The 24062-nt window shown below is 61.2% G+C and carries 23 protein-coding genes and 1 pseudogene; 14 read left to right on the top strand and 10 right to left on the bottom strand.

Annotated elements, in window-relative coordinates; all coding sequences use genetic code 11:
- Positions 1-87 precede the first annotated feature (87 nt).
- From hepT to O1Q98_RS10820, 5 genes are all read right to left on the bottom strand, one after another.
- Positions 88-516, bottom strand: a complete 429-nt coding sequence (gene hepT, locus O1Q98_RS10840) for a type VII toxin-antitoxin system HepT family RNase toxin (protein WP_125261090.1) — start codon at positions 514-516, stop codon at positions 88-90.
- 2 nt (positions 517-518) lie between these two features.
- On the bottom strand, positions 519-971 hold the full coding sequence (gene mntA, locus O1Q98_RS10835; protein WP_205744289.1) for a type VII toxin-antitoxin system MntA family adenylyltransferase antitoxin: 453 nt from the start codon (positions 969-971) through the stop codon (positions 519-521).
- 230 nt (positions 972-1201) lie between these two features.
- On the bottom strand, positions 1202-2068 hold the full coding sequence (locus tag O1Q98_RS10830) for a YicC/YloC family endoribonuclease (protein WP_125261089.1): 867 nt from the start codon (positions 2066-2068) through the stop codon (positions 1202-1204).
- 136 nt (positions 2069-2204) lie between these two features.
- Complete coding sequence (locus tag O1Q98_RS10825) at positions 2205-3113, bottom strand: LysR family transcriptional regulator (RefSeq protein WP_125261088.1); 909 nt, start codon at positions 3111-3113, stop codon at positions 2205-2207.
- Between the two features lie 130 nt (positions 3114-3243).
- Positions 3244-4338, bottom strand: coding sequence for a dipeptidase (locus tag O1Q98_RS10820; protein ID WP_125261087.1), 1095 nt, complete (start codon positions 4336-4338; stop codon positions 3244-3246).
- A gap of 201 nt (positions 4339-4539) precedes the next feature.
- Between O1Q98_RS10820 and O1Q98_RS19740 the strand changes: the two are divergent.
- The 14 genes and pseudogenes from O1Q98_RS19740 to O1Q98_RS10750 all read left to right on the top strand — a co-directional run bounded on the left by O1Q98_RS19740 (position 4540) and on the right by O1Q98_RS10750 (position 19225).
- Positions 4540-6136 (top strand): annotated as a pseudogene (locus tag O1Q98_RS19740) (ABC transporter substrate-binding protein).
- Positions 6136-7146, top strand: a complete 1011-nt coding sequence (locus O1Q98_RS10810; RefSeq protein WP_125261085.1) for an ABC transporter permease — start codon at positions 6136-6138, stop codon at positions 7144-7146. The pseudogene O1Q98_RS19740 and the gene O1Q98_RS10810 overlap by 1 nt, the downstream one beginning before the upstream one ends.
- Entirely contained in the window at positions 7143-8045 is a 903-nt protein-coding gene (locus O1Q98_RS10805; protein ID WP_125261084.1) for an ABC transporter permease, read from the top strand. Before O1Q98_RS10810 ends, O1Q98_RS10805 begins: the two co-directional genes overlap by 4 nt.
- Positions 8046-8876, top strand: a complete 831-nt coding sequence (locus O1Q98_RS10800) for an ABC transporter ATP-binding protein (protein WP_125261083.1) — start codon at positions 8046-8048, stop codon at positions 8874-8876.
- On the top strand, positions 8873-9613 hold the full coding sequence (locus O1Q98_RS10795) for an ABC transporter ATP-binding protein (protein WP_125261082.1): 741 nt from the start codon (positions 8873-8875) through the stop codon (positions 9611-9613). Before O1Q98_RS10800 ends, O1Q98_RS10795 begins: the two co-directional genes overlap by 4 nt.
- A complete protein-coding gene (locus O1Q98_RS10790; RefSeq protein ID WP_125261081.1) occupies positions 9610-11139 on the top strand; it encodes a serine hydrolase domain-containing protein in 1530 nt (509 codons plus the stop codon). The genes O1Q98_RS10795 and O1Q98_RS10790 overlap by 4 nt, the downstream gene beginning before the upstream one ends.
- A 327-nt stretch (positions 11140-11466) precedes the next feature.
- On the top strand, positions 11467-11889 hold the full coding sequence (locus O1Q98_RS10785; RefSeq protein WP_333482127.1) for a hypothetical protein: 423 nt from the start codon (positions 11467-11469) through the stop codon (positions 11887-11889).
- Positions 11890-11984: 95 nt separating this feature from the next.
- Positions 11985-12755: a hypothetical protein gene (locus O1Q98_RS10780; RefSeq protein WP_125261079.1), complete on the top strand. Its 771-nt coding sequence runs from the start codon at positions 11985-11987 to the stop codon at positions 12753-12755.
- A gap of 23 nt (positions 12756-12778) precedes the next feature.
- Positions 12779-13549: a hypothetical protein gene (locus tag O1Q98_RS10775; RefSeq protein WP_125261078.1), complete on the top strand. Its 771-nt coding sequence runs from the start codon at positions 12779-12781 to the stop codon at positions 13547-13549.
- 23 nt (positions 13550-13572) lie between these two features.
- The gene (locus O1Q98_RS10770; protein ID WP_125261077.1) at positions 13573-14343 is read left to right on the top strand and encodes a hypothetical protein; all 771 of its coding nucleotides are present in this window, start codon (positions 13573-13575) and stop codon (positions 14341-14343) included.
- An 85-nt stretch (positions 14344-14428) separates the two neighbouring features.
- Positions 14429-15124, top strand: a complete 696-nt coding sequence (locus tag O1Q98_RS10765; protein WP_125261076.1) for an ABC transporter ATP-binding protein — start codon at positions 14429-14431, stop codon at positions 15122-15124.
- Complete coding sequence (locus tag O1Q98_RS10760) at positions 15117-16334, top strand: ABC transporter permease (protein WP_125261075.1); 1218 nt, start codon at positions 15117-15119, stop codon at positions 16332-16334. Before O1Q98_RS10765 ends, O1Q98_RS10760 begins: the two co-directional genes overlap by 8 nt.
- Before the next feature lie 19 nt (positions 16335-16353).
- Positions 16354-17805, top strand: coding sequence for a TolC family protein (locus O1Q98_RS10755; RefSeq protein WP_125261217.1), 1452 nt, complete (start codon positions 16354-16356; stop codon positions 17803-17805).
- Positions 17798-19225, top strand: a complete 1428-nt coding sequence (locus tag O1Q98_RS10750) for an HlyD family secretion protein (protein WP_125261074.1) — start codon at positions 17798-17800, stop codon at positions 19223-19225. Before O1Q98_RS10755 ends, O1Q98_RS10750 begins: the two co-directional genes overlap by 8 nt.
- Here O1Q98_RS10750 and O1Q98_RS10745 read toward each other — a convergent pair.
- The 5 genes from O1Q98_RS10745 to O1Q98_RS10725 all read right to left on the bottom strand — a co-directional run bounded on the left by O1Q98_RS10745 (position 19201) and on the right by O1Q98_RS10725 (position 24049).
- The gene (locus tag O1Q98_RS10745) at positions 19201-20175 is read right to left on the bottom strand and encodes an isoaspartyl peptidase/L-asparaginase family protein (RefSeq protein WP_125261073.1); all 975 of its coding nucleotides are present in this window, start codon (positions 20173-20175) and stop codon (positions 19201-19203) included. The two genes, O1Q98_RS10750 and O1Q98_RS10745, sit on opposite strands and share 25 nt — an antisense overlap.
- A gap of 111 nt (positions 20176-20286) precedes the next feature.
- Positions 20287-21108 (bottom strand): M55 family metallopeptidase, encoded by an 822-nt coding sequence (locus O1Q98_RS10740; RefSeq protein ID WP_125261072.1) that lies wholly within the window; start codon positions 21106-21108, stop codon positions 20287-20289.
- Positions 21105-22202 (bottom strand): DmpA family aminopeptidase, encoded by a 1098-nt coding sequence (locus tag O1Q98_RS10735; protein ID WP_125261071.1) that lies wholly within the window; start codon positions 22200-22202, stop codon positions 21105-21107. The genes O1Q98_RS10740 and O1Q98_RS10735 overlap by 4 nt, the downstream gene beginning before the upstream one ends.
- Positions 22203-22211: 9 nt before the next feature.
- Positions 22212-23117 carry an ABC transporter permease subunit gene (locus O1Q98_RS10730; RefSeq protein WP_125261070.1) on the bottom strand — a complete coding sequence of 302 codons (906 nt, stop codon included), beginning with the start codon at positions 23115-23117 and terminating at the stop codon, positions 22212-22214.
- A gap of 11 nt (positions 23118-23128) precedes the next feature.
- Entirely contained in the window at positions 23129-24049 is a 921-nt protein-coding gene (locus O1Q98_RS10725) for an ABC transporter permease subunit (RefSeq protein ID WP_125261069.1), read from the bottom strand.
- Positions 24050-24062: the final 13 nt, after the last annotated feature.

The raw sequence follows: 24062 nt of genomic DNA, 5'->3' as shown, positions 1-24062 counted from the left end.
TTTACGCGCCAAAGGCGGTATCTAACATTTACCCTATATTCCCTACAGCGGTAAGCGTTCAAAAACGGGGGAGGCAACGTAGATGTTTCAATCAATATGCGCGGCCAACCCGTCGAGGCCTTGCTGTGCAAACGTGAACAGCGAGTCACTATAGCCTTGAGCAATCACGCTACGGATGATTTCGGGGTCAATATTCAAATAGTCCTGTACCAGCGCATTGCGAAGGCCAATGATTTTGCGCCAGCCGATCAGTGTGTCAGGGGATAGCTCGCCGCGCTGGACAAGGATCTCGAATGCCTGATAGGCATCCTGAGGGGTATGCTTCGCCAGTGCTCTGGCCCAGTGTTTTGCCACGCCGATACAGGCTTCGATAGACACTTGCAGGGTTCGTTCGGCGGCGCGGTACTCCAGATTGGAAAGCGCGCGCTGTGCCAGAATAGCCCTGATCTCTGACAGCTCTGCCTGATAACGCGACAGGCTGATGCGCACAGCGCTGATATAGGCGTTATCGCTCATTTCTACGACTCCTTTGCATGATGTTTACTGATATCGGTCTGGCAGCGAGGATAACTCAGTTCCATCTGCGACATAATACGCGCCTCTTCCTGCAAGCGTCGCCCCTCATCACGGCAGTAGAGAGGACGATTTGCATCGACCACGGCAAAGGCCAACGGGATTGGAGCCTGATTGATATCGACGACCGAAAGTTTCCCCTCCGACAACCCCAGCGCTCGTTGCCACTCCAGCGCCAGCAGTTCAGGCCGCAACCGGCTTTCCAGCGCAGTACCCAGCGGCCCACTCTGTTTGACCGGATCAAAAGCCACCGCCAGATCCCAATCGCTGGTGGGCCCAGCCGTCCCCTTGACGCGCGAGCCGTAGAGCCAAAGCACCTGCACCTGGGCGTTGGCGCTGGCGAGGCGAATCAACTGTTCGAGTATATCGCTATCGAGTTGCATATTTGGTACTGCCATTTGGTCGTTCGAGACAGAGTACGGGTTGATATGGTGCCACATGGCCAGGCTTTTGTACGTAACTTCTAATCGGCTTCATTGAGCCTGATTGACCTGCCCCGGTATTAGATACACCGCTAAGTACACGTTAAACACGTGCTGTAGTGATACAACATGAAACCATATAAAAAAAGGCCATGATTTACATGGCCTTTTTATCCTGATGAGACTGAGTGAGACAGCGTGAAACGTTACTCAATGTTCTGGATTTGTTCCCGCATTTGCTCAATCAGCACTTTCAGTTCGATGGCGGAGGCGGTGACGTCGGCGTTGATGGATTTAGACGCCAGCGTGTTCGATTCGCGGTTGAATTCCTGCATCATGAAGTCCAGGCGGCGGCCAACGGCTTCCTGTTTGTTGAGGATTTTGTAGGTTTCCTTCACATGGGCTTCCAGCCGGTCGAGCTCTTCGGCTACGTCGATGCGTTGCGCCATCAGCACCAACTCTTGTTCCAGCCGGTTGCCGTCAAGCTGCTGTAGCTGCGCTTCGTCGAGCTTGCTTTGCAGCTTTTCCCGCTGCCATTGCAAAATCTGCGGCATGTGGGCGCGCACCTTGACGACTTCGGCGCTGACGCCTGCCAGCCGCTGTTCAATCAAGGCTTTGAGTGCGTTGCCTTCGCTTTCGCGCGCGAGGATGAAGTCATCCAGCGTCGCTTCCAGCGCCTGCATCAGTTCTGCGCTGATGGCGTCCAAATCCTGCTCTTGTGCCGACATCACCCCCGGCCAGCGCAGGATGTCGAGCGGGTTAACCTCGCCTTCATCGCTTTGCATTTTGACCCAGTTCGCTGCCGCGACCAGCTGTTTGGCCAGTGGCTCGTTGAGGATAAGCTGCCCTTGCGCACGCGGGTCGAGTTCGAAACGCAGGTTGCATTCAATTTTGCCGCGCGTCAGTCGGTTGCGGATGCGCTCGCGAATAACCGGCTCCAGGCTTCGAAACTGTTCGGGTAAACGGATATAGGTTTCCAGATAACGCTGGTTTACGGAGCGAAGCTCCCAGGCGGCGCTACCCCATTCACCCTTGATGTCTCGCCGGGCGTAAGCGGTCATGCTACGAATCATCGGTGCATACCTGTTAAGAAATGATGGGGTAATTATAACGGGCACACCGTTAAAAGCGACAGCGCTAAACGGCGTTGGCGGTGTGCGCCGGTGTCAGGGGGGGACGGTGTTGTGGAGTGCTGCCTGCCGTATCCGCTCAGGCTGCGTCCAGCAGAGGCAAACATTGGTTGGCAAATGTACGGCATGTTTGCCGGAGAACCTGCTTGAGTTGCAGCATCTCGCGGGATTGCGCGATATCGCGGCGGCTTATCAGCATCACTTCAAAGGGCAGCGGCTGGCTGATGGGCACTATCTTGAGTTGGCTGGCATAGCGGTGCGCAGTGAATAAATCGACGATGCCGGTGCCGCCGCCTGCCAGCACCATATCGGCTATCACCGAATAGGTTTTGATGTACAGCGAGGCCGCCGGTTTGAGGTGGCGGTCGCGCAGGGCGCGGTGTACTACCTGGCCGAGCGGGTCTTGTTGCTGCATCATCAACAGGTTGTTGTGGCATAGCCATTCCAGTGATACCGGCCCCTGCTGCGGGCTCTCTTTGGGCAAAATCGCCACCATACGAGACTGGCACAGCGGTTCGGCCAGTAAATCCGGCGGCACCTGCTGGCCGAACACCAGCGCCAGGTCGAGCTGGTGCTGCTGAATGTTCTGGCATAGCGTACAGAAGTGCTCCGTCACCAGTTCCAGCCGGACTCGCGCCGCCTGTTGCTGAAAGGCGACCATCGCCGGGGCAACGATCATCTGGCCAAAGGCGTGAGCGGCACCGAGGCGCAAGGTCTGATGCTGGCCTGTGCGGATTTGCTCGGTGAGCGTCGTTATCTCTTGCAGGTGGTGGTAGAGCCGCGCTATCTCCGGCATCAGCCGCTGCCCTTCTACCGTGGGCACCAACCCTTGCGGGCGGCGCTCAAACAAGGCAAAGCCAAGCTGTTGTTCAGCGTGATTCAGTACCCGGCTGACATTCGGCTGGGAGACATTAAGCAAGCGCGCCGCGCCGCTGATGGTGCCAGCCTGAGTAATCGCCTGAAAGACTTCGATATGACGTAAACGCATGGTTGTTACCTTGTGAGAAGGGCTCATCGCCGGTGTCCGCGCCAGCACAAGCCGTCTGCGCTCGTCAGGACACAAGCAAGAATTACGCCACCTCTCTAACGCGGGTACGCCAGCGCGCACCGTCCGGGGGCTATTCGCCCCAGGTCGCGTGCAACACGCGCAGCCAGTTGCGGTAACTGAGTTTCTCCAACAAGGTGCGTGCGTAGCCGCGTTCGGCCAGCGCCTGCACCAAAACGGGGAATCCGGCGGCATCACGCAAATCGGCGGGCACGGTGGTGCCGTCGAGATCGGAGCCGAAACCGACGCCGTCTTCGCCGAGCTTGTCGAGCAGGTATTCGATGTGACGCACAATCTCGGCCACGGTGGTAGCCGGGTCTTTTTGTCCGTCTGCGCGTAAGAATGCGGAGCCAAAGTTGACGCCGACAAAGCCATTGCGCTCACGAATGGCCGCCAGTTGCTTATCGGTCAGGTTGCGTGACTGGGCACACAGTGCGTGGGCGTTGGAGTGGCTGGCGACCAGCGGCGCATCGGAAACCTGTGCGGTTTGCCAAAAGCCTTTTTCATCCATGTGTGACACATCCACCAGAATGCGTTTGGCATTGCAGGCACGCACCAGCCGGATACCGGCTTCGGTCAGCCCGTTGCCGGTATCCGGCGAAGAGGGAAAGCGAAACGGCACACCCTGGCCAAAAATATTCTCCCGGCTCCACAGCGGCCCCAGGCTGCGTAACCCGGCGGCATAAAGAATATCCAGCAGTTCCAGCCCGGCATCGATCATCTCCGCGCCTTCGATGTGCATCACGGCGGCGATAGCCCCGTCCGCCATGCAGCGCTGAATATCCGCCACGCTGCGGCACACGCGCAACTGCCCGCCGGAGTGCGCCTCAAGGCGCAACAGGGTGGCTATCATCCAGAGGCTGACCTCACGCGCCTGCGCCAGCGATGGCGTGGTAAATGAAATGTTGCCATCTGGTATGGATTTTGCATCACCTCGTTCTGAAGGGACGTAGGTGGCAAACAGGCCGCCGACAAACCCGCCCTGGCGCAAGCGCGGCAGGTCGATGTGGCCTTGTGAGCCGGTGAAAAAGGCCTCGGTTGGGTTGTCGCGATGCAGTCGCCACAGGCGTGAAAGCACGTCGTTGTGGCCATCGAAGACAGGGAGAACCGCGTGATGCACTGACGGCTTGTCTGACGCAGGCGAATCTGACACAGGTGAATCTGACATGGAAGCAGCACCGATACTGGGTTGAAAAGAAACGGATAGTCTGACATGGCGCGTTGAAGACCCCGCCCTTTGGCGGTGGCTTCAGGCGGTGAAATGTTGCTCACCGCGCCACCATTTAAGCCAGTGCCTGAAAGGTCTGTCAAGCCGCAGAGAGAAAAAATAACTCTTATTTTGTTTTTGAATCAGACACTTGGGGGAATGATGGTTACCAGAAGACGTTTTCTTGCCGGTTGCGCGACCGTGCCTTTACTGTCCTGGCTTGGGTTGAACACCGCCTTTGCCGACACGCCGCCCTCGGTGCTGGTGATGGCGATGCAGCTCGACAATATGACCAGCCTCGACCCGCAAGAGGCATTTGAAACGGTGGGCACCGAGATAATCGGCAACCTCTATCAGCGGCTGGTGATGCCAAACCCGGAGAACCCGCAGCAGGTGATGGGCTCGCTGGCCGCGAGCTGGGATGTCAGTGACGACAGCAAAACCTTTACCTTCCACCTTAACCCGCAAGCGACCTTTGCCGATGGCGCGCCGGTGACGGCGGAAGATGCCGCGTTCTCGTTACAGCGCGCGGTGAAGCTGGATAAAAGCCCGGCGTTTATCATCAACCAGTTCGGTTTGACCAAAGAGAATGTGGAGCAGCGCATTACCGCGCCGGATGCGAACACGCTGGTGATAAGCCTTGAGCAACCGGCGGCGGAAACCTTCCTGCTCTACTGTTTGTCTGCGCCGGTAGGCAGCGTGGTGCAGAAAAAACTGGCGCTGGCCAACCAGCAGAATAATGACTGGGGCAACCAGTGGCTGAAGCAGAACAGCGCTGGTTCCGGCCCGTTCTCGCTGGTGAGCTGGAAAGCCAGCGAAAGCATTATATTGCAGAAAAACGATCGCTTCCCGGCAGACAACGTCTTTAAGCGCGTGTTGCTCAAGCACATCGTTGACCCGTCGGCCCAGTTGCTGATGTTGCAAAAAGGCGATGTGGATATCGCCCGTAATCTCACCACCGAGCAAATCCGCCCGCTGGTTAATGACGCCAGCTACCATCTGGTGCGCCAAAGCATCGCCAGCGTGATGTTGTTGTCGTGCAACACCGCCAACGAGTTCCTGAAAAAACCGCAGGTGTGGCAGGCGATTAAGTGGGCGCTCGACTATGACAGCATCCAGAAAAACATCCTGCCGCTGACGCACAAAGTGCATCAGAGTTTTTTGCCGGGTGGTTTCCCGGCGGCGCTGGAAGATAACCCGTTCCATCTCGATGTCGCCAAAGCCAAAGCGCTGCTCAAAGACGCCGGTTATGCCGATGGCTTTGAGGTGACGCTCGATCACTACTCCGCCCAGCCATACCCCGATATCGCGCAGGCGATTCAGACCCAGCTCGGCGCTATCGGCATCCGGGTGAAGCTGATTGCCGCTGAAAACCGTCAGGTGCTGACCAAAATGCGCGCCCGCCAGCAACAACTGGCGCTGACAGCCTGGGGCGCCGACTATTTTGACCCGAACTCCAATGCCGAGGCGTTTTGCATCAACACCGATAACAGCGACGGCGCGCGCAACCGCACGCTGGCGTGGCGCTGCAACTGGTCAGATGCGACGTTCAATCAACTCACCGAACAGGCGCTGCACGAGCAAGACCCGGCCAAACGCATCGCGCTGTATGAAACCCTGCAACGCAACCACCGCGAGCAAAGCCCGTTCACGCTGATGATGCAAGACGAGAAGACGCTGGCCTGCCGTAAGAATCTCAGCGGCGTCACCATGACGGTAGTTAAGCAAGGTGCCGTATCAGCAAGTGAAGAAAGCCTGATGTCCGGCCTGATTCGTGTAGGCAGCGCGCTTGGCAGCCTGCTGCTGACGTTGCTGGGGCTGTCGGTGCTGACCTTTTTTATCGGCCGCATCATGCCGACAGACCCGGTGCTGGCGGCGGTGGGTGACAATGCGCCTCAGGCGGTGGTGGAGCGCGTGCGCCAGGAAATGGGGCTCGATAGCCCGCTGTGGGTGCAATACGGCCACTACCTTAACCAGTTGCTGCACGGTGATTTGGGGCGATCGATCCTGACCTCAAACGCCGTGACGACCGACATCGCCCGCTATTTCCCGGCCACGCTGGAGCTGGCGACGGCGGCGATTATCGTCGCCGCGCTGGTCGGCATTCCGCTTGGCGTGTGGGCGGCGGTGCGTCAGGGCAGCTGGCTGGATCAAACCCTGCGCGTCATCTGCCTGGCCGGGCACTCGCTGCCGGTGTTTGTGCTGGCGCTCCTGAGCCTGCTGGTGTTTTACGCCGTGCTGGGAATTGCGCCGGGGCCGGGGCGACAGGACATCCTGTTTCAGGACATGGTGCCGCACGTCACCGGCTTACTGACCGTCGATGCACTGCTGGCGGGCGACTATGACGCGCTGCGCGATGCGCTGGCGCACATGGTGCAACCGGTGCTGATTCTGGCCTATTTCAGTATGGCGTATATCACCCGCATGACCCGCACCTTCATGCTCAATGCATTAAGCGGTGAATTTATTATCACCGCACGCGCCAAAGGGTTGTCGTCACGCCGGGTGGTGTGGCGGCATGCGTTCCCGACGGTGGCGGTGCAACTGGTGACGGTATTGGCGCTGACCTATGCCGGTTTGCTCGAAGGCGCAGTGGTGACGGAAAACGTCTTCTCCTGGCCGGGGCTCGGTCAGTACCTGACCAATGCGCTGCTCAATGCGGACATGAACCCGGTGGTGGGTGCCACATTACTGGTCGGTGCGGTCTATGTGTTATTGAACCTGCTGGCTGACATTCTCTATCGACTTTTGGATCCGCGCGTCACATGAGTTTTTTTCTCTCACGAGCCTGGTTGCTCGAAGACACGCCCGCCACGCCCCGTCAGGCGCTGTGGGGGCAACGTTACCGACTGTGGCTGGCGTTTCGCCGTCATCCGCTGGCGATGCTGGGGCTGATTATCATCGCCGTGATGTTGCTGCTCTCGCTCACGGCGCCCTGGCTTGCGCCTTACGACCCCGGTTTTCAGGACTTATCGAACCGGCTGGCCGCACCGTCGTGGCCGCACTGGTTGGGCACCGATGAGCTGGGGCGCGATGTGTTAAGCCGCATACTGTATGGCGGGCGAACCACGCTTGGGATGGTGATGGCGGTGGTGGCGCTGACCGCGCCTGTCGGTTTGCTGGTGGGCTGTGTGGCCGGTTATGCCGGTGGTCTGGCGGATAAAATGCTGATGCGGTTAACCGACATTTTTCTGGCCTTTCCCCGGCTGGTGCTGGCGCTGGCGTTTGTGGCTGCGCTGAAACCGGGCGTGGAGAGCGCGGTGCTGGCGATAGCGCTGACGGCCTGGCCGCCCTATGCGCGGCTGGCGCGTGCCGAAACCCTGCAATATCGCCACAGCGATTTTATCGCCGCCAGCCGTATGACCGGTGCCGCGCCGCTGCGTATTGTGGTGCGCCATATCATGCCGCTGTGCGTGCCAAGCCTGATTGTGCGGGTGACGCTGGATATGAGCTCCATCATCATTACCGCCGCCAGCCTTGGTTTCCTTGGCATGGGCGCACAACCGCCGTCGCCGGAGTGGGGCACCATGATAGCCACCGCGCGGCGTTTTTTGTTTAACGCATGGTGGGTGCCGCTGGTGCCTTGCGTTGCCATTTTTCTCACCTCGCTGGCGTGTAATTTTCTCGGTGATGGCCTGCGCGATGTGCTTGACCCAAAGGAGCGCTAAATGTTGGTGGAAATAGAAAATCTGCGTATTGCGTTTAGCCACGGCGCACAAACCGTCGAGGCGGTGCGCGGGGTGAGCTTTAGCGTTGGAAAAGAGAAGCTTGCGATCGTCGGTGAGAGTGGTTCCGGCAAATCGCTGACTGCCCGCAGCCTGATGCGACTGCTGCCGGGCAATGCGCGGCTACAGGCCGATACGCTGCGTTTTGATGGTATCGACCTGCTGGGGGCGAGCGAGAAAACCTTGCGGCAGATTCGCGGCAAGCGCATCGGCTTTATTCTGCAAGATGCGAAATATTCGCTCAACCCGGTGATGAGCGTCGGCCAACAGATAGCCGAGGCATGGCGTGAGCACAAAGGCGGCAGCCGCCGGGCGGCGATGCAGGCGGCTATCGCGTTACTGGATCAGGTGCGCATCCGCGAGCCGCAGCGGGTAGCGAAATGTTATCCGCATGAGGTCTCCGGTGGCATGGGCCAGCGGGTGATGATAGCCATGATGCTGGCGCCTGACCCGGAACTGCTGATTGCTGATGAACCGACCTCGGCGCTCGATGCCACCGTACAGGCAGAGATCCTCTGCCTGATCGATGAGCTGGTGTCGCAGCGCGGTATGGGCCTTATCTTGATAAGCCATGACCTGCCGCTGGTGTCGCACTTTTGTGACCGCGTGGCGGTGATGTATGCCGGGCGCGTGGTGGAAATGGTCAAGGCCAGCGCACTGTTACAGGCGCAGCACCCCTACACGCAAGGGCTGTTGGCCTGCCTGCCGTCGCTGCAACACCCGCGCGAACGCCTGCCGGTGTTACAGCGCGACCCTGCCTGGAGAACGGCATGATTAAGGTAGACAATCTGCGCATTGCCTTTGGCGGTATCGAGGTGGTGAAGGGCGTGAACTTTGCGCTCAAAAGCGGTGACAGCTTTGGCATGGTGGGCGAGAGTGGCTCGGGCAAGTCCACTATCTTGCGCGCGCTGGCCGGGTTGAACCGCCATTGGCAAGGCCGCATTGAATTTGGCGGTATGGCCCAGCAACCACGGCGCGACCGCGCCTTCTTCCGGCAGGTGCAGATGGTGTTTCAAGACCCGTATGGATCGCTGCACCCGCGCCAGACCATTGATCGTATTTTGCACGAGCCCTTGCTGATACACCGTTTTGACCGCGCCGAACAGCGCATCACCCAGGCGCTGGCGGAGGTGGGGTTGCCTGCGAGCGTGCGTTTTCGCTTTCCCCATCAGCTCTCCGGCGGCCAGCGTCAGCGGGTGGCGATTGCCCGGGCGCTGATTGCCGAACCGCAAGTGCTGCTGCTCGATGAACCCACCTCGGCGCTGGATGTGTCGGTGCAGGCGGAAATCCTCAACCTGCTCACGGAATTGCGGCAGGCGCGCCAGCTCACCTACATCATGGTCAGCCATAATCTGGCGGTGGTGTCGCATCTGTGCCAGCGCATCGGCGTGATGCAGCACGGCGAGATGGTCGAGCAACTGAGCGTGACGGATTTGCGCGCGCGTAACCTGCATCACCCGCACACCGCTGAACTGTATGATTTGAGTATGACACTGGAGCAACCCGCATGACATTACACTGGCGCGCCGCCCTCGACGAAGCCGAGGCCATCGCGCAATCCTGGCGGCAACCCGGTGCGCCGGGCGGGGCCATCACCGTGTTTGACGGCGAGCAGATTCATGCCGCCTGCTGCGGCGGGCTGGCGGATTTGGCGCAGCGCACGCCTTTTACCGCCGCAAGCGTAGTGCGCTTTGCCTCCGTCACCAAACATCTGTTTGCGGCGATGGTGACAGGAGCGGCCTCTCACGCAGTGGCACTGACCGACCGCCTCGACACACATTTGCCGCAGTTACGCGGCGCGAGCGCGGCGGTGACTATCGGGCAGGCGCTGGACATGACTTCCGGTTTACCGGATGTGCGCGAAAGCCTGTCGCTACTTGGTTTGTCGGTCTATAACGCCACCACTGCCAGCCGCCTGCTGGCGTTTATCGCCGGGAGTGGTGCGCTCAATTACCCGGCGGGCAGCGAAATTTCCTACACCAATACCGGGTATCGTCTGGTGGAAGAAGCGCTGAAAGCCAAAGGGATGTATTTTGCCGACTGGCTGGCCCGGCAGGTGAATGCCCCGCTGGGGATTGCCCTGAGCGCGCCGGAAACCTGGTTTGATATCGTGCCCGGTCTGGTGCCGGGCTACTGGCTATCGTCGCAGGGCTGGCAGTTATCCTGCGCCGGATTACACCTGTCCACCTCCGGCTGCGTGACGGGCAGCGTGCATGATCTGACGCGCTGGCTACAAGCATTGCTAATGAATCAGGGGCCGGGCGAAGGGGTATTAGCGCGCCTTTGCGCCCCGCGTTATCTGCGTGATGGCCGCCAGACCGCTTACGGGCTGGGCGTCGCCCACAGCCGTCTCGGTACGGTATCGCTTATCGGCCACGGCGGTTCGCACGCGGGCTACAAGAGCTATTTCCTGCTCGACCCACAGCGACGCGTGGGGGTGGCGCTGGTGGCAAACCGTGAAGATGTGGCGACCTATGACAGTGCGCTGCGGGTGATGGCTGCGCTGTCAGGCCAGCCGTTACCGGTACGGGGCCATACGCTGACGCCGGGGCGCTACGTGGCGCAATCCGGCGGCCACTGGCTGGAAATCGGCGCAACCAGCGCCTGCTGGCTTGGCGCAACGGAAACGCTCTATCACGGCGACTCGCTGGGCCACGGCGACACGCCGGGCGAAGCGGTATCGCTCTCAAGCCATTTCCCGATGCGTTTGCGACAACAGGGCGCGGTGATTGAGGGGGAAATCGGCCATGCGCCGTGCCGTTTTGTTGCGGCGCAGGCTGATGACAGCGTGGCGGCGCTGCAAGGGCGCTGGCGGCAGCCCGAGGCGCGCAGCGAGCTGGTGATTGACGGCGAGCAACTCGTGATGGGGATAGGCCCCGCCGCGTTGACCGGCACCGTGCAGGCGCTTGGCCACGGCTGCGCGCTTGCCTGCGTGCAGGATGGCCCGTGGGAGAAGCGCTTCTCACTGTGGCGGGAGCATGGCGAGCTGGTGTTGCTGCTTAATCGCAGCCGGGTAGTGCGCTATCAGCGTGGATAACCGAATGAATCAACGGGCAAATTGCGAGGCCAATCTCGCTTACGAAAACGCGTAATACATAAAAAAAATTAAAGTTTCTGGTGTTCTGGTCGTTAACTTTGTCAGATCGTTACTGTGACGAATGTAAAGGGACTTTGCGTGAAACGGGGTCTGTTACAAGGAAGGCGTCGGTTGCAAAGTGGCCGGAAAGGATTTACAGCGCACGCTGTAGACCGGGCAGGGCGGGCGTGAGCGCCGCTCTGCGACAAAGACAATGTCAACACATGGAAACAACACATTATGTTAATTAAGAACAATATCCTGGGCATGGCTATCAGTGCAGCCGTGATGTTTACCGCACAGGCGGCGTATGCCGGCCCCGCTGTAACCGTTACGTTTAAAAACTTAAGCAATGAAATCGCAACTTATAAGCCGATTACCAATAATGAAATCAGCACCAATGCGATTGCCAGTCCGAGGCCTTTACTTCAAGTGAAACCTCAAGATTCCAATAGCTATTTAGTGCAGAATATTATCAGTCCTGATGTCAATGCTGCGGTTGTGCGTTACACCATGGGCAATAAAACCTGTGTATTCAGCACCACCTTTGTCAACACCGTGATCCCGGGCGGCCTGTTTACCGGCACCATCGCCAAAGTGCCGAAGTGGACAAAAAATGCCGAGGCCAGCAACGGCGCGGTGTGTAATGCCACCATCACGTCACAGAGCCTTGCTAACTATACCTGGAACGTTGAGTTCACCATGAAATAACCCGCAATGGGGCCTCTTACTGCATATGATGCAGGAGGGGCTCCTCGCCGTTTGGCAACGAACAGAACGTTACGCGTTATCGACAGGAGCAGATTGTGAATACTATCAATACCCTGACCCTCACCGCGACCTACAGCAACAGCACTGCTCAGACGCGCACAGCGGCAACCACCGCCACCGGCAGTACGACGACGACGGCAAACGCCACCGGCGGCAGCACGGCGGCAAGTGGTCAGCCGCAGTTATCCGGCATGGCGCGGCTCCTGAGTGAGGCGGCCACCCGGGCTGCGGCGCGGGATGCCAGCACCGACCGGCGTGGCCTTGCCGCTATTGCCGACAGGGTTATCGATAAACTGCTGGGGCTCGGTTATAACCAGAACAAAACGGCCTTTGATGCCGAAGTGCCGGACAGCAGCGACGCACAGCGGCTGGCGCAGGCGCGTCAGGCAACCGATTTTACCAACGGCAAAGGGGCAAACCCGTTTAAGGGCATGTCGCGCGATCAACTGGCGCTGATAACCTATGACGAGAGCGGTGCCTTTACCGTGAATGAACGTCGGGCGGCGTGGGAAGAAACCTACGATCAAGAAAAAGCCTGGAACGAGGCGATGTTTGCCAAAGTGAAAGAAGAATACGAGCGCAAAGGCCGGGTATCGGCCAGCACGTATACATCGATTCTGGAACACTATCAGTCGCTGCCGGCGATAGAAGAAGCGCGACTGCCAGACGGTTACGCCGCCCAACTGACCAACCTGATCCTTCAGGGCGGCAGTGACGACGAGCTGGCACGCCAGCAGGATGCGCTGCGCCCGCTGCTTAATGCACAGGCGCTACGTGCCGGGCAGGCGAAAGCCACACAGCCGTAACCAGCGGGCGTGCAGAACAGACCATGACTCACATCAACACCCTGACCCTCACCACGACCTACAGCAACAGCGCCGCCCAGACGCGCACAGCGGCACCCACCGCCACCGGCAGTACGACGACGACGGCAAACGCCACCGGCGGCAGCACGGCGGCAAGTGGTCAGCCGCAGTTATCCGGTATGGCGCGGCTCCTGAGTGAGGCGGCCACCCGGGCTGCGGCGCGGGATGCCAGCACCGACCGGCGTGGCCTTGCCGCTATTGCCGACAGGGTTATCGATAAACTGCTGGGGCCCGGTTATAACCAGAACAAAACGGCCTTTGATGCCGAAGTGCCGGACAGCAGCGACGCACAGCGGCTGGCACAGGCGCGTCAGGCAACCGATTTTGCCAACGGCAAAGGGGCAAACCCGTTTAAGGGCATGTCGCGCGATCAACTGGCGATGATAGCCTATGACGAGAGCGGTGCCTTTACCGTGAATGAGCGTCGGGCGGCGTGGAAAGAATCTTATGCCCAGCACTCGGAATGGAAGCGTGCTGTCGTAGCCAAAATGAATGACGAGTACGAGCGCAAAGGCCGGGTATCGGCCAGCACGTATACATCGATTCTGGAACACTATCAGTCGCTGCCGGCGATAGAAGAAGCGCAACTGCCAGACGGTTACGCCGCCCAACTGACCAACCTGATCCTTCAGGGCGGCAGTGACGACGAGCTGGCACGCCAGCAGGATGCGCTGCGCCCGCTGCTTAATGCACAGGCGCTACGTGCCGGGCAGGCGAAAGCCACACAGCCGTAACCAGCGGGCGTGCAGAACAGACCATGACTCACATCAATACCCTGACCCTCACCGCGACCTACAGCAACAGCACCGCCCAGACGCGCACAGCGGCAACCACCGCCACTGGCAGTACGACGACGACGGCAAACGCCACCGGTGGCAGCACGGTAGCAAGTGGTCAGCCGCAGTTATCCGGCATGGCGCGGCTCCTGAGTGAGGCGGCCACCCGGGCTGCGGCGCGGGATGCCAGCACTGACCGGAGCGGCCTTGCCGCTATTGCCGACAGGGTTATCGATAAACTGCTGGGGCTCGGTTATAACCAGAACAAAACGGCCTTTGATGCCGAAGTGCCGGACAGCAGCGACGCACAGCGGCTGGCGCAGGCACGTCAGGCAACCGATTTTACCAACGGCAAAGGGGCAAACCCGTTTAAGGGCATGTCGCGCGATCAACTGGCGCTGATAACCTATGACGAGAGCGGTGCCTTTACCGTGAATGAACGTCGTGCGGCGTGGGAAGAAACCTACGATCAGGAGGAGGCCTGGAGTGAGGCGATGGTTGCCAAAATGAACGAAGAAGACGAGCGCAAAGGCCGGGTGTCGTCCAGCACGTATAAATCGATTCTGGAACACTATCAGTCGCTGCCGGCGATAGAAGAAGCGCAACTGCCAGACGGTTACGCCGCCCAACTGACCAACCTGATCCTTCAGGGCGGCAGTGACGACGAGCTGGCACGCCAGCAGGATGCGCTGCGCCCGCTGCTCAATGCACAGGCGCTACGTGCCGGGCAGGTGCAAGCGGCCTCGCAATAATACTTGTCCGCGCTACCGATAGCATGATTTTGCGCTAGAATGCCAGCGCCATTGTGACAGGGAAAGAACAAGGATACAGGACAGGATGCCCGAGGCTGGCCCAGCAGATTCACTTCGTTTAGATCAGATACATTACGCCTATGCAGCCGAGACCCCGGCGGTACTGCACGATATCTCTTTGTCTGTCGCCAGGGGGCAATCCTGCGCCATTATCGGCGCGTCGGGGTCGGGTAAAAGCACCTTACTGAATATCATTGGTTTGCTGGATAAGCCGACCGGTGGCCGGTTGTGGCTGGCAGGCACGGAGATGACGCAGGCCAGCGACGATGCGCGCGCCATGATGCGTAATCGCGCTATCGGCTTTATTTTTCAGAGCTTCAACCTGCTGGCGCGCCTCGATCTTCAGGACAATGTCGCCCTGCCGCTGTATTACCGGGGGATCGCGCGCCCGTTGGCGCGGCAGCGGGCGCGCGAACAGCTGGCCCGCGTGGGGCTGGCCGGGCGTGAGCACCACCGCCCGGCCGATTTATCCGGCGGGCAGCGTCAGCGGGTGGCGATAGCGCGTGCGCTGGTGGGCGAGCCTGCGCTGTTACTGGCCGATGAACCGACCGGCAATCTCGACAGCCAAACCGCACAAGACATTATTGACCTGCTGCTGATGCTGAACCATCAATACGCGGTGACGCTGGTGATGGTCACGCACGACAACAGCCTCGCCCGCCGGATGCAGCGCTGTATTCAGGTGCGCGATGGCCGCATTTGGGAGCAAGCGCATGCGTGAGCGGCTATCGTCATACGGCCCGTCGTTACGCCAGCAGGTCAGTGAACCGCTGGAGAGCTTACGCTTGCTGGGGCGTCGCGCGGTATTGGCGCTGCTGGGCATCGCGGTCGGGTGTGCGGCGGTGGTGGCGCTGATGAATATTGGCCATAACGCCGAAGCGCAGGCGATGGCGGTGTTCCGCAATATGGGCAGCGATTTGCTGGTGGCGAGCGTGCAACTCCCCGCAGGCGGCCAGATGTCGCCGTATCCGGCGGGAGTGCCGGATATGCGCGGGCTGACGCAGGCGCTGGCGGATATTCGCAGCGCCTCAGCGCTGACTATTACCTCGCTGGAGTCGCGTATCGGCGGGCGGAGTCTCAATACTATGCTGGTGGGCGTGAACCCGGCGCTTGCCAGTGTGCTGGATTTGCAACTGGCGCAGGGGCGCTTTTTGAGTGAGTTTGATACCAACAGCACCCACGCGGTGATCGGGGCGCACTTGGTCGAGGAACTGGCGGCCAAAGGGGTGTCGGTCGCCCCTGGCTCGCGGGTGCAGCTGGGCGGCTATCTGTTTCAGATTGTTGGGGTGTTGCACCCTCGCGGGCCGAACCCGTTACTGACGATGTCGGTGGATGACAGCATTCTGGTGCCGCTTGAGGGCATGAGCCGTCTGCTGCCTGCGCCTGCTATCAACACGGTACTGGTGCGCGCGCGCAACAGCGAGGTGCTGGAGTCGCTGGCGCTGGCGTTACCGTCCCACCTTCAGTCACTGCTGCCCGGCCAGCAAATCGAGGTACAAGTCCCCCGGCAACTGCTGGCGGGCATCGCCCAACAATCGCATCTGTTTTCCTGGCTGCTGGCGGGGCTCGGCGGGATTTCATTGATCGTCGGCGGTGTCGGCGTGATGAACGTCATGCTGATGAACGTCAGCGAACGGCGGCGGGAAATTGGCGTGCGCATGGCGCTGGGCGCGCGGCCACGCGATATCGCCAGCCTGTTTTTGTTAGAGGCGGTGGCGCTGACCACGCTCGGGGCGCTGGCGGGGGCGCTGGTGGGCGTGGCGGCGGCCTGGTTGTTTGTGACGCTCTCCGGCGGGGCGGAGTTTAGCTTCTCGCCGTTGTCACTGGTATTAGGGATGGGCAGCTCCGTACTGGCGGGCCTGTTTTTTGGTCTGAGCCCGGCGCGGGCCGCTGCCCGCCTGCAACCGGTCAGGGCGCTGCGTGATGATTAACCGCCATAGCCTGTTTCTGATGATATTTCTGATGCTGTTGCTGATGGGCGTGGCCGGGGCTGAACTCACCCCGTCGCAGGCCACGCGAGCGGGCGCATCGTCATATAATGCCCACCCATCGCCAGCCGCCCAACGCATTGAGCTGACGCTGAGTGATGCGATTTATCTGGGGCTGCGCGATAACCGGGCTATTCGCAGCGCCTACCTCGACCGGATAGCGCAAAAATTTGACCTGCGCGTGGCGGAAGATCGCTTCACCCCGAAGCTGGCACTCAGTGGCAGTTATTTATCGGCGCGCAATCAGTCCGACCGCTATCGGCAGGGCAACCTGACGCCGACCTCCACGTTATTGACCCCTTACGGCACTCGCATGAGCCTTGGCTGGACGGTGCGCCATACGCAGGCGGATGACGCCGGGGTGTCGCGCAACGATGGCGCGAACCTCTCGGTGATTCAGCCGCTGCTGCGCGGTGCGGGCCGTGAGGCGGCGACGGCCCCGGTGCGGCTGGCGCAACTGACGGAACAGATGAACCGGCTGGGGCTGAAAACCACGGTGTCGCAGACGATAACTCAGGTCATCATCGCCTATCGTGATTTGCTGCGCGCGCAGGAGCAGGTGCAGATAGCGCAGGATGCGCTGGCGCGGGCGCGGCAACTGCTGGAAGTCAACCGGGCGATGATTGCCGCAGGCCGGATGGCGGCGTTTGAGATAGTGCAAACCGAAGCGGATGTCGCCACTCAGGAGCTGGGTTATGAAGACGCCGTCAACCAACAAGATACCTCACGGCTGGCGTTATTACAGTTGCTGGCGCTGGGCCTGAATTCGCCGATTGTGGCCACCGACGCGATGCAGGCGGCGCGCATTGAGGTGGATGCGGCGCAGGCGCTCAGGCAGGCGCAGACCTCGCAACCGGCCTACCTCAGCCAGTTGATTAGCGCCGAGCAGGCCGAGATAGCGCTGGCGGTAGCGCGTAACGAGCGGCTGTGGGATGTGTCGCTGGTGGGCGGGCGCACTCAGGTGAGCGACCGCAGCGCGGTCAGCGGCACGAACCGCAACTGGGAGAACTATGTTGGCGTGCAGGTGGATATCCCGATTGGCGACATGAGCCGCCAGCAGGCGCAAACGCAGGCGCAGGTCAGGGTGCAAAATCAGGCGTTGCAACTGGCCGAAGCGCGCCAGCAACTGGAGCGTGACGTGACCAACGCCGTCAGAGCGATTAGCGTACGCTGGCGTCAGTTTGAAATCGCCCAGCGCGCCCGCGACTTATCGCGCCGTAAACTGGAAATTGAACGGGAAAAGCTGACGGCAGGCCGCTCGAGCAACTTTCAGGTATTGAGTTTTGAAAACGATTTACGCAATGCCGAAAATGCGCGGCTCAATGCCTTGATGAGTTATCTGAATGCGCAGGCGGAACTGGACAGAACGCTTGGCACCACACTGGAAAGCTGGGATATCGCGTTAAATGACTGATTTTTTCACCACGCTATACCGCCGTATCGGCCCGCGCGGCGCGGTAGCCGCGCTGGTACTGCTGGTGGTTATCGCCGGTTTTGCGGCGCGCGCCATGATATCGCCGGGCGCACAGACATCGGCGCAGGCGGGCCGCTGGGTCGAGCTGGTGGCACAGCCGCTGGAAACCCAGCTCGGGCTGGTCGGGCAAATTCAGGCGGCAACGCGCATCACACTGACTGCGCCATTCGAAGGCGTGGTGCGTGAGGTGCGGGTGCAGGAAGGCCAGCGGGTTGAGCGCGGCCAGACGCTGTTGACGCTAGACACTGCGCAGCTCGCCATTCAGATGCGTCAGGCCGAGGCGGAGGGGCTAAAAGTGCAGCGTGAAGTACAACAACTGCGCCAGTGGGAGAACAGTACCGAGGTGGCGCGCGCGCGCCGGGCGCTCGCCCATGCCCGACAAGCACTGAGCCAGACTCACGCCAGCCTGCGTGACACGCAGGCGCTGTTTGCCCGAGGCATTGTCGCGCGCATGGAGGTGGATGCGCTGGTACAGCAGGTTAACACCCAGACTCAGGAAGTGAGCAGCGCGCAGGAAGAGTTAGCGGCGGTGCTGGCGCGGGGCCAGGGCGAGGCGCGTAAAATCGCCGAGATGGAACTGCTCAACGCCCAGGCGCGTTATCAGGCGCTGGAGGCGATGCATGCCCAGCGAGAGGTGACGGCACCGGTGGCCGGGGTTATCGTGCGCTCGACCGCGCCGCAAACCGGTAAAGCGATGATGGTGCAAGCGGGCCTGTCGGTGACGCAGGGAACGCCGCTGCTGACGGTTATCGGGCAGGACAGGTTCGAGGTGCTCACGCGGGTCGAAGAGACGGACTTACACCTGTTGCAAGAGGGCATGGCGGTGCAAATCAGCGGCGACGGTTTTGCCGGGCACATGCTGGACGGGCACATCGCCACCATTGCCCTGCAAACCGGCGCGATGCAAACCGGTGCTGCCGAGGGGCAGGGCAGCGGGGCGTATTACGATGTGGTGGTTGCTATCGACAGCCCGCTCGCGGTCCTCAACCCGCCGGTGCGGCTTGGCATGAGCGCCCGGCTGGCGGTGATATTGTACCGTAATGCGTACGGCATCGCGCTTGCGCCCGAGGCCATCCAGCGTGATGAGCAGGGCCAGTCGTATGTCCAGTATCGCGCTACACCAGCGGCACCGGTGGTGACGGTGCCGGTCACGGCCGGTCAGCCGGTGCTACAGGGCGTTGAGGTTCAGGGCCTTGAGCGCGTAGCCGGTCTGGTGACGCCCGACGGCGCACCCGCCAGCCAGCACTCCGCGCAGGGCAGCCCTGGCGATGAGGCACCGCGCCGCGCCGCAGGCAATAATCCCGCGTTGAATAACGCCGGGCCACTGAGCCTCGGTTATGTGTGGGTGCCGTCGCGGTAAATGCCGACCACCGCCTCTTCCCCCACGTAACCGTAGCCGCGATACATCCCCTCGCTGTTAAACGGCAGCGCGATGTGGCCTTGCGCATCCACGGCGATGAGCCCGCCGCTGCCGCCGAGCGCCAGCACGTTTTCCATCACCACCTGTTCTGCTGCCTGGGCAAGCGGCTGCTTGCCGTATTCGATGCGCGCGGCAACATCATAAGCGGCGACGCTGCGCATAAACACTTCGCCGGTGCCGGTGCAGGACACCGCCACGGTGCGGTTATCGGCATAACAGCCTGCGCCGATAATCGGCGAATCGCCGACGCGCCCGGCGCGTTTGTTGGTCATGCCGCCGGTCGAGGTGGCGGCGGCCAGATTGCCTGCGGCATCACACGCAACCGCACCTACCGTGCCGAATTTGCGGTCGGGGTCGAGCGGGTCGCCGCCAGTCGTTGCCTGTGCGCCATCGTGATCCAGCAGGATGTGCCCGCTGCCTGCCTGCGCCTTCAACAGCTGCTGGTAGCGCTCATCGGTGGAGAAAAACTCCGGCTCCACCATCTCAAGGCCCTGCTCGCGGGCAAACGCTTCGGCACCGGCGGCGGTGAACAGCACATGCGGGCTGTACTCCAGCACCGCTCGCGCCGCCAGAATCGGGTTGCGGATTCGGTTTACCCCGGCAATCGCCCCGGCTTCCCGCGTGCGGCCATCCATGATGCTGGCATCGAGTTCGTGGGTGGCGGCATCGGTGAATACCGCGCCTTTGCCCGCGTTAAATAACGGGCACTCTTCCAGTTGTCTCACCGCTTCGGTAACGACATCCAGCGCGCTGGCACCCGCAGCGAGCATCGCCTGACCTGTGGTGACAATCTGTTGCAGCGCGGCGCAATAATGCTGCTCTTTTTCGCTGTCCATCGCCGCACGGCTCAGTGCGCCTGCGCCACCATGAATCACAATAACCGGTTTCATCGTCTCTCCGTTATTCACAAGACGGTTGATATTCACTCATCGGCGCTGGATAACCGCCGGGGTGTTTTGGTACACGCCGCGCGGTGGGCGTGTGGTGCGTTTCTTTGGCGCTCAGTTCTGCGTGGTGGCCAGATAGGAGAAGGCTCCCAGCAGGCTGATGAGCGGCGCGATGGTCGGCGAGTGATAGCGCACGGTCATCGCATCCTGGCGAATCACCCCCGGGATCAGGCAGAACAGGTCGGCCAGCACCGGTTTGGCAACCATCAGCTCCAGTTCATAGGGCGCTTGCAGGCGGCAGGAGGGGATTGTGTGAGCCTGCTGTACCGCTTGCTTTGCGGCCTCGCGGAGCGCTTTGCGCGCCGCCTGCGGGCTGTGAGACTCGGCGGCGGTCTGGGAAATCGCGCGTTTGACACAGACATATGCCGCCGCCGGGTAGTGGCGTTCAATCCAGCGTTGCAGCGTATCGTCGCCGCTTACCAGCCACAGCGGGGTGTTCAGTTCGGCACCGGCAGCGGCGTAGAGATCGGCCTCCGCCATGACTTCGCCGTTTACCCGCACCCGGTAAAACGCCCGGCCATTAATGGTGTGCGCCAGCACGCCGTGCTCGGAGGCGGCGCTGTGAAAGCCGATGAACATCAGGCCATCGAACGCCTGTTGTTGTAGCCCTTCCACCATCGACAAGGCGCGCGGTTTGCCCTGCACCAGCCGGGCGCGCGGGTCGATATTCTCCGCTCGCAGATTGGTCATGGCGGCATGGCTGTCGGCCACCACCACCTCGCGGGCACCACCGGCGAACGCGCCGTCGATGGCGGCGTTCACTTCCTGTTCCATCAGCCCGCGCGCCAGTTGGTAGTCCGGCGTGCCGGGGCTGCATTGTTCCGGGCGCATCACACCTGCGATGCCTTCGATATCGGCAGAAATAAAAACCTTCATGTGGGTGTCCTTATCGGCGGTTGCGCCGGTGACGGCGGTGAAACCAATCGTTGTGCCAGCGTATCAAGCACCTGTGCCAGCGCCGGGCGGTGGTGGCCGCGAAAACCGGTGACGGCCTCAGCCTGTAACAGCGCATCCAGCACGGCGTGTTCGGTGGCATCGGCGGCGGCATTGAGTAGCGGTTCGAGGCGGGCGTCATCCGGCGGCTGCGGTTGAGGCTGGGTGGAGAAAGCCACGGCGATATCGCCGGAGCCGTGGCCCCAATAGCTGCCGAGCCGACCGAGCCCGGCCCCGGCGCGGCGGGCGATGCGGCTTAACTGGCGCGCATCGAGCGCGGCGTCGGTCGCCATAATGATGATGATGGAACCGGCATCGCGCTGCGGGGCCAGTTCCGGCAGCAGCGGCGCAATCGCCTCGCCTACCTGCACGCCGTCAAGCGTCAGCGCCGGTAGCGCGCCGAAATTAGCCAGCACCAGCACGCCCAGCGTGGCATCCAGCGCAGCAATGTGCCGCGACGCGGTGCCGATGCCGCCTTTGAGCGCAAAGCAGCTCATGCCGCGCCCGGCACCGACGCTGCCACGGGCGAAATCCGCCGTGGCGTTATCCAGCGCCGCACGCGCCAGCGCGTCTGTGACCGCCAGCGCCTGAATGTCATTCAGCCAGCCGTCGTTGCACTCCAGCGCCAGCGGGTTGACGGTCGGCAGGCTGCGGCCCAGCTCGGGGTTGCGGCGTATCGCGTCGCGTACCAGCGTGGTAAACAGCGTGCCGATGCTCAGGGTGTTACTGAGCAGGATGGGGGTTTGTAATTGCCCCAGTTCTTCAATTTGCACCAGCCCGACCGGTTTGGCGAAGCCGTTGAGTACCGCTGCGCCACAGGGCAGCGGCTGGCGAAACAGGTTATCGCCGTTCGGCACGATGGCGGTCACGCCGGTTTGAATCTCGCCCTCGGCCAGCGTCGCGTGGCCGACCCGCACCCCGGCGACATCGCTTAAGCGGTTGTGCGGGCCGCACGGCAGGCGCGGCGAGCCAAGCTGCCGCTCGGTGCGCCAGCGTTGCAGCAGCGTCGTCAGTTGTGCCTGTTGGTAGGTGTTCATCGTTATGACCTAATTTTTCATCTTCGGGTCGAGCGTATCACGCAGCGCGTCGCCCAGCAGGTTAAACGCCAGCACGGTGCAGAAAATCGCCAGCCCCGGAAACACGCTAACGTGCCACTGGCCTGCCATCATCAGGCTGCGGCCCATCGCCAGAATATTGCCCCACTCGGGCACATCCGGCTCCGGGCCGAGGCCGATAAAACTCAGCCCGGCGGCGGTCAGAATACTGGTGCCGATACGCATGGTGAAATAGACAATCACACTCGGCAGCGTGCCCGGCAGAATATGGCGCAGCAGGATGATACGGTCTGGCGCACCGACGCAGCGCACCGCTTCCACGTAAGCCGCCTGTTTGAGCGACAGCGTGGAGGCGCGCACGATGCGGGCAAACACCGGCACGCTGAACACCGCCACGGCGATAATCACATTATTCAGGCCGGGGCCGAGAATGGCGACCACCGCGATAGCCAGCAGCATACCGGGAAAGGCGAACAGCACATCGCAGCCGCGCATAATCAGCATATCGACCCAGCGGCCATAGTAACCGGCCAGCAGACCGAGCAGGACGCCAGCGGCCATGCCAAGGCTGACCGAGACGATGCCGATATACAGCGAGATGCGCGCGCCGTAAATAATGCGGCTCATCACATCGCGGCCCAGATCGTCAGTGCCCATCCAGTGCCCGGCGGAAGGCGCAGCGCCAAGCGCCATCCAGTCCGGCTCCATCGGGCTCCAGGGGGCCAGCCACGGCGCAAAGAGCGCCACCAGCACCAGCAGTAGCACGAACCCACCGGCGAAAAGCGCCATCGGGTGGCGCACAAAGGCGTGCAGAAAATCGCGCCACGGCGAGCGGATAGCGGCATGATTGATTGTCGCGGGGGGGACGGCCACAGCCGGTTTTTGAGAGGTGTTCATTGCCGCCGCTCCTAACGCAGACGAATGGCCGGGTTGACCACGGCATACAGCAGGTCAACCAGCAAGTTAATCAAAATAAATTCAAAGACAAACAGCATCACCAGCGCCTGAATCACCGGCTGATCCTGGGTTTTTATCGACTCAATCAACAGCCAGCCAAGCCCCGGCCAGTTAAACACGCTTTCCACCACAATCGAGCCGCCCAGCAGAAAACCGAACTGCAAGCCGAGCATGGTGATGACCGGAATGAGCGCGTTGCGCATCACATGTTTCCAGACGATCAGCCGCTGGCGCAGCCCTTTGGCGCGCGCGGTGCGCACGTAATCTTCCTGCATCACTTCGAGAAATGCCGAGCGGGTAAAGCGCGCCATCACCGCCGCGACGGATGCGCCGAGCGTCAGCGCGGGCAGAATAATGTCAGCGGGTTTGTTGTAGCCGCTGACCGAGAACAGGCCAAACGGCATGGCGACAAACTGAATCAGCAGCAAGCCGAGCCAAAACGGTGGCATTGAGATGCCGCCCACCGCCAGACTCATCAGCGACCAGTCCTGCCATTTACCGCGCTTGAGCGCCGCCATCACGCCAATCAACAGCCCCAGTATCACCGACCAGACAAACCCGGCCAGCGCCAGCCACAGCGTGGGCAGAAAGCTTTTCTGGATAACCGCCAGCACCGGTTGCTGCGTGCGGTAGGTGATGCCGAGATTGCCGTGCAGCAGCCCGCCGAGCCAGTCAACGTATTGCTGTGGCAGCGGGTTATTGAGCCCCAGCCGCACGCGGGCAGCTTCCACCGCTTCAATCGGCGCGTCGGGGCCGGCGTAGATACGTGCCGGGTCGCCCGGCAGTAATTTGATAAAACCGAACACCAACAGGGAGATCACCAGCAACACCGGGATCATTTCCAGCAAACGTCGGACGATATAAGCAAACATGGCGATCCCCTGT

Origin of the sequence: Dickeya lacustris (assembly GCF_029635795.1) — a bacterium.
Taxonomy (GTDB): domain Bacteria; phylum Pseudomonadota; class Gammaproteobacteria; order Enterobacterales; family Enterobacteriaceae; genus Dickeya; species Dickeya lacustris.
The sequence above is the reverse complement of the archived record's forward strand: the minus strand, read 5'-3'. Positions and strand labels throughout refer to the sequence as shown.

Coding starts and splice junctions, on each gene's coding strand:
- hepT (WP_125261090.1), bottom strand. CDS start 516: ATGAGCGATAACGCCTATATCAGCGCTGTGCGCATCAGCCTGTCGCGT.
- mntA (WP_205744289.1), bottom strand. CDS start 971: ATGGCAGTACCAAATATGCAACTCGATAGCGATATACTCGAACAGTTG.
- O1Q98_RS10830 (WP_125261089.1), bottom strand. CDS start 2,068: ATGATTCGTAGCATGACCGCTTACGCCCGGCGAGACATCAAGGGTGAA.
- O1Q98_RS10825 (WP_125261088.1), bottom strand. CDS start 3,113: ATGCGTTTACGTCATATCGAAGTCTTTCAGGCGATTACTCAGGCTGGC.
- O1Q98_RS10820 (WP_125261087.1), bottom strand. CDS start 4,338: ATGTCAGATTCACCTGTGTCAGATTCGCCTGCGTCAGACAAGCCGTCA.
- O1Q98_RS10810 (WP_125261085.1), top strand. CDS start 6,136: ATGTCCGGCCTGATTCGTGTAGGCAGCGCGCTTGGCAGCCTGCTGCTG.
- O1Q98_RS10805 (WP_125261084.1), top strand. CDS start 7,143: ATGAGTTTTTTTCTCTCACGAGCCTGGTTGCTCGAAGACACGCCCGCC.
- O1Q98_RS10800 (WP_125261083.1), top strand. CDS start 8,046: ATGTTGGTGGAAATAGAAAATCTGCGTATTGCGTTTAGCCACGGCGCA.
- O1Q98_RS10795 (WP_125261082.1), top strand. CDS start 8,873: ATGATTAAGGTAGACAATCTGCGCATTGCCTTTGGCGGTATCGAGGTG.
- O1Q98_RS10790 (WP_125261081.1), top strand. CDS start 9,610: ATGACATTACACTGGCGCGCCGCCCTCGACGAAGCCGAGGCCATCGCG.
- O1Q98_RS10785 (WP_333482127.1), top strand. CDS start 11,467: ATGTTTACCGCACAGGCGGCGTATGCCGGCCCCGCTGTAACCGTTACG.
- O1Q98_RS10775 (WP_125261078.1), top strand. CDS start 12,779: ATGACTCACATCAACACCCTGACCCTCACCACGACCTACAGCAACAGC.
- O1Q98_RS10770 (WP_125261077.1), top strand. CDS start 13,573: ATGACTCACATCAATACCCTGACCCTCACCGCGACCTACAGCAACAGC.
- O1Q98_RS10765 (WP_125261076.1), top strand. CDS start 14,429: ATGCCCGAGGCTGGCCCAGCAGATTCACTTCGTTTAGATCAGATACAT.
- O1Q98_RS10760 (WP_125261075.1), top strand. CDS start 15,117: ATGCGTGAGCGGCTATCGTCATACGGCCCGTCGTTACGCCAGCAGGTC.
- O1Q98_RS10755 (WP_125261217.1), top strand. CDS start 16,354: ATGATATTTCTGATGCTGTTGCTGATGGGCGTGGCCGGGGCTGAACTC.
- O1Q98_RS10750 (WP_125261074.1), top strand. CDS start 17,798: ATGACTGATTTTTTCACCACGCTATACCGCCGTATCGGCCCGCGCGGC.
- O1Q98_RS10745 (WP_125261073.1), bottom strand. CDS start 20,175: ATGAAACCGGTTATTGTGATTCATGGTGGCGCAGGCGCACTGAGCCGT.
- O1Q98_RS10740 (WP_125261072.1), bottom strand. CDS start 21,108: ATGAAGGTTTTTATTTCTGCCGATATCGAAGGCATCGCAGGTGTGATG.
- O1Q98_RS10735 (WP_125261071.1), bottom strand. CDS start 22,202: ATGAACACCTACCAACAGGCACAACTGACGACGCTGCTGCAACGCTGG.
- O1Q98_RS10730 (WP_125261070.1), bottom strand. CDS start 23,117: ATGAACACCTCTCAAAAACCGGCTGTGGCCGTCCCCCCCGCGACAATC.
- O1Q98_RS10725 (WP_125261069.1), bottom strand. CDS start 24,049: ATGTTTGCTTATATCGTCCGACGTTTGCTGGAAATGATCCCGGTGTTG.